The sequence below is a fragment of the Aphanothece hegewaldii CCALA 016 genome, assembly GCF_003007785.1.
GTDB lineage: Bacteria > Cyanobacteriota > Cyanobacteriia > Cyanobacteriales > Microcystaceae > Chroococcus > Chroococcus hegewaldii.
The window spans coordinates 1-4,636 of the sequence record NZ_PXOH01000079.1 but is presented as its reverse complement, the minus strand read 5'-3'; the positions used below and the strand labels follow the sequence as shown (position 1 = coordinate 4,636).

4 protein-coding genes are annotated in these 4,636 nt (G+C 45.3%); 3 read left to right on the top strand and 1 reads right to left on the bottom strand.

The genetic code is table 11. From position 1 onward, the window contains the following. Positions 1–78 precede the first annotated feature (78 nt). Positions 79–891, top strand: coding sequence for an alpha/beta fold hydrolase (locus C7H19_RS24810; protein WP_245927787.1), 813 nt, complete (start codon positions 79–81; stop codon positions 889–891). Between the two features lie 184 nt (positions 892–1,075). On the opposite strand, the gene C7H19_RS24805 is transcribed toward C7H19_RS24810, so the two are convergent. Continuing rightward, positions 1,076–2,299 carry a saccharopine dehydrogenase family protein gene (locus C7H19_RS24805; RefSeq protein WP_106459580.1) on the bottom strand — a complete coding sequence of 408 codons (1,224 nt, stop codon included), beginning with the start codon at positions 2,297–2,299 and terminating at the stop codon, positions 1,076–1,078. A 716-nt stretch (positions 2,300–3,015) separates the two neighbouring features. Here C7H19_RS24805 and C7H19_RS24800 point away from each other — a divergent pair. Continuing rightward, positions 3,016–4,194, top strand: coding sequence for a ParM/StbA family protein (locus C7H19_RS24800; RefSeq protein ID WP_106459579.1), 1,179 nt, complete (start codon positions 3,016–3,018; stop codon positions 4,192–4,194). 79 nt (positions 4,195–4,273) lie between these two features. Then, positions 4,274–4,636: lipocalin/fatty acid-binding family protein (locus tag C7H19_RS24795; RefSeq protein WP_245927785.1), on the top strand; the 363-nt coding region annotated here is incomplete at its 3' end.

Sequence of the window (4,636 nt, the reverse complement as noted above, 5' to 3'; positions counted from 1 at the left end):
TAGATAATTTTCTAAATGTGCTTTTCTTCCCATTCCCACAGTCTATCAGATAAATGGGTTCTCTTTTACGGATTTGGTATGACACATGGATGGGGACCTGATAGTACCGTCTGGTATTACGCAAAAAAGCAATTAAGCGATCGGTTTCGCGTCGTGGTTTGGGATCTACCTGGTTTAGGCAAGTCTAAAAAGCCACGAAACAAAGACTACTCCCTAGAAAAGTATGCCCGCGATCTAGAGGCAGTATTGGCAGAAGTTGAAGAACCTGTCATGTTACTCGGACACAGCATGGGAGCGATGATTCTGCTAACTTTTTGCCGTTTGTTTCCAGAACAACTGGAGCAGAAAGTTGCTGGCTTAATCTTGGTCGATGGAACCTATACCAATCCCGTTAAAACAGCTATACTGAACAAACTGTTACAGGCCCTACAAAAACCTTTGTTACAACCATTGCTACCATTGCTGTACTTAGCGATCGCCTTATCTCCCCTACTATGGCTTATGAGTTGGCTGAGTTATTTGAATGGTTCAACATTACTCACAACTGAACTTTCTGGTTTTACTGGTCGAGAAACGCGAGGACAGCTTAATTTTTCGTGTTTGATTGGCCTTAAGGCTTCACCCGGTATTTTGGCACGAGGAGTGTTAGCAATGTTTAAGTTTGATGAGACAGCAACGTTAAAAGAAATCTCGGTTCCTACGCTAGTCGTTGTTGGCAAGTCCGATCTTGCCACACGACCCTTTGCCAGTCAACACATCAGTACAGAAATCCCCCAAGCCGAACTGAGCGTACTATCTCCAGGGGGACACATGGCACTGATGGAACGCAATCAACAATTTTCAGAAATTATTCGCGCATTTAGCACTTCTTGCTTGGAATTAAAAAGGTGAGTTAAATTACTCCATAACATAATCGAAGGTAGACTGACCACTGAAAGGTTATCGGTTGAGCAGGTAAAGTGATCCGCGATGGGTAATTAAACTTTAGTACCTGCCCTGCCAAGCAGATGCAACTCTTTAGTAAAAAAAAATTGATTTCGCTCTTTTGCTTAATCTTTATTAAGAGTGTCTTTGCTCAAATCATCTTGACTTCGATGTGCATTCCCGTCTGTCGTAACCGTTGAGCGAGAACATCACCGAGTCCCGTCGCTGGGGTTAAAATGCCACCTCGCTCTGAACCACCTGGCAATTCATTTTCCTGCAAAGCTAAACTGAGTGCCGACTCACACAAGAATTTGACCGTAGCCCGATTTCCAGGATCTCCTACATCGTAGATTAGTCCCTGCACTTTCTGTCCGTCTTCCCCAAAACCAAGCAGTTCACAACAAAACCATCCTTCGTTCATCGTTTTTTTTGAAGGGCCGCTACCAGGTTGCGGGAAGATAGATTTTAGGAAGTGACGGAGCGATTTTTGTTGCATTGCTCCATTAAATAGAGCCATACCTGCGGTTATTCCCGTAGCTTTTAACCATGCTAGAGGTGGGTCGAACTTAAAATATTCTTGATAATTAAAATCTGTCCCATAAGAAATACCCCACTGCTCGAATAAAGCACAACTACGACGCACCACACGGGTATTAATCGGACTCATGAAGAATGGACCAACCCAAGTCTCAATATCAGCATCGTATTGAGGAAATACGAGATCTTGATTGAGTCTAATCTCTTGGTGGGAATGCTCTTGTGGCGGCTTGAGCAGAAAAGGATCGCTCACTTCCTTCATTTGTCCAGTTTCGTACAGATTGATTCCAGAGGCGAGCGTTCCACCGTTAAAGCCTCCGTTAGCCTGAAAGTAGCCTTTCACTTTTGTACAAGCAATCCCTAATTCTTGTTGCAAGTGACGGACGACTGAATAAGTGCCTAAATCTGATGGAACCGAATCAAAACCACAGAAGGGAATAATGCGAGTTCCATTAGTGGCGGCTGGTTCGTGATAGCGATCGATTAAACTTTTAACCCAGGGGGTTTCGCCCGTAATATCAACATAATGAGTGCCGAAGCGGACACAGGCATCGACAATCCCATCGCCATAGAGGGCAAAAGGGCCAGCCGTATTGAGTAACACTCGTGTCTGGGATACTAAAGTATCGATCGCCGTTTGGTCACGGCTATCTGCAACTAAAATATCGACAGCCGCTCCCACTTCTGACTTGACCTTCTCCAACTTCTGTCGGTTACGTCCAGCAATCGCCCAACGCACCTCATCAAAGCGAGTATGCCTAGCAAAATACTGCACCGTTTGCTGGCCAACAAAGCCACTAGCACCGTAGAGGATCACATCGTAGGGGCGGTTACTCATCAAGACTAAATCATCTTTCCTTAGTTCGCGGCCATAATCATTAGCTTACTTTCTTTCCTATTGTTGTGTCCTCCCATGTGAGGAAGAGAATTGGGGTTCTAGGAAAAACTAGCTTGAATTCCTTAACGGGTAAAGGTTTAAGTTGATCACAACAGAAACCGATGTTTATATTATGATCGCCCTCCGTTGTGAGCCTGTGGAATCGGCAGATCGCGCAGGCACTGCCGTCAAACGTCAGTGCACCGCGTGACTGAAAAATTAGTACATTGCAATGGCTTAAATTCCATTAAATTAGGAACTTTTCATCAAGATAGACAAAAAACGTGCATTTCTTCCAGAAGGATTTATAAAATGCTTTCAGAAATAGATATTCTGCTTCTCCTCACCTCTGGTGGAAAAAATCAACCTCTCAGCGCGTGCTGGACTTTCTCTATTATCTGGGGTTGGTTTAACTCAATCCATAGCCGAATCTATCGGCACCGAGAGCGCAAGCTGGAAAAAATGCTTTGACAAGCAGCGATCCTACTTCTACTCACCACTGGTGGCTCAAACCAACCCCTCAGCGCGTGCTGGTTTTTTTTCAATTAAGGGTTGGCTCATCTCAATCTATAGCCGATTTTATCGGCACCGAGAGCGCAAGCTGGAAAACAACTACCACTCCCTACTTTGGGAGAAACTTAAACAACTCAACAGCCTAATATCTATGGAATTTGCTTATGGCTGATGTGACCATTGCTGCCGATTTTGGGGCTTCCCTCGGTCGAGCCATCTACAGCACCACTTCTGGTCATCTCAGGCCAGAGTTACTGCTGCTCGAACCGCAGGTGGTACAAGTTCCCGAAAAGAGCATCGACAACTATGAAAAATACAAGATGGGGCAGGCTAACCCCGAAGACTCCGCATGGGTGAAGTTTGGCGAAACCTATTTTGCGGTCGGATTTCTGGCTAAGAAGAACTTCCACACCGTCCACTGTCTGGAGTCGCTAAAAGTCGATTCCGCCATTCCTCAAACCCTTGCTCTGGTCGGAAGCGTGGCGCAGAAAAAAGCCTTACCCTCTCGATTTTCCTTATCTTTGGGCATCTTGCTGCCCTGGAACGAATTCCGAGATCGAGAGAAATTCGAGTCTCAAATCGCCAATGCTCTATCTGACTATACCTTTCGGGGGCAACGGCTATCAGTCCAACTCGAATCGTTGACGGCACTTCCAGAAGGGGGTGGCATCTTTGCTAGGGGCAGAGTTCCTGAACGGACAGGACAGAAGTTGAGAAACCCGAAGGAAATTACGCTCGCCGTCATCATGCTTGGCTACCGTAATTCTTCCATCTTAGTTATCGAGAAAGGAGAACTGACCAAAGGGGCAACAGGTGATTTTGGCTTTGCGCGGATGATTGAGAAAGTACAAACTTTCACATCAGGGCAGAAAGTAGATGTTTTAATTCCTGTCATCTGCCAAGCTCGTTCTAGATTGGGGAAACGGGCTTTGGAAACCCTCGCTCGTAGTCATCGCACTGAATTGAGACACCAAGAAGTCGAAGAAATTGCCTCGGCAATCGCTGATGCTAGGGCAGAATATGTTGCGCTATTGCAGAATTGGCTACTGCAACATTTGCCTTCTCAAACCAAAATTGATGAGTTTATTATCAGTGGCGGTACATCACGCTATCTCAAAAAGGAACTAACTGACCTACTTAGGGGATTTAATGCTTCCCTCAATTGGTGTGCCAGTCTTGAAGAACGCATCGATAACACATTCGGTGATACGGTCGGCAATCATTCTCTAGAATATCGCTTGGCCGATGTTTATGGGTTGTTCTATAAACTGCTCAATCGCCCTTTGCCCAGACTCAGAGACACAACTGGAGACTCAAATAATGCCCACGTCAGAGCAAGTTAATTTCGTCTTCCGCCATCAACCCAAGAGGAGGTCTAAATACGGAGTCCTGCTGACATACATCTGTGAGGATGAAGCCGACATGAGTCGTAGCGATCGTATTCTACATCCTGTTGCGGCTTTCTGGTTGCCGTTTGCCTACAAGCATTGTAGTAATGCGTCCCCCCCAGAGGTACAGCAAATAGCACGTTCTGCTGTCTATCAACTCAAACTTCATATCCAGTATTTAGAGGATTCATTCGGCTTGAGCAGTCATTCTGTACTGTCGACGAAAGATCAGGAATTTTCAAGCAGCGGAAAAGAGAATTTTGAGCCTTTTCTAGATGTGGAAGATTTTAGCGAAGAAGACGATATTCTTAGCCAATTTACTCAAGGGGTGATGAACAGCAAAATAAAGTATATATATGAGGTTGAGGGCTTCATAGGTAGAAAAAGATCAGAGCTT

What these genes read in the sequence shown, in the direction of transcription:
- C7H19_RS24810 (WP_245927787.1), top strand. Translation starts at nt 79, where the DNA reads ATGACACATGGATGGGGACCTGATAGTACCGTCTGGTATTACGCAAAA.
- C7H19_RS24805 (WP_106459580.1), bottom strand. Translation starts at nt 2,299, where the DNA reads ATGAGTAACCGCCCCTACGATGTGATCCTCTACGGTGCTAGTGGCTTT.
- C7H19_RS24800 (WP_106459579.1), top strand. Translation starts at nt 3,016, where the DNA reads ATGGCTGATGTGACCATTGCTGCCGATTTTGGGGCTTCCCTCGGTCGA.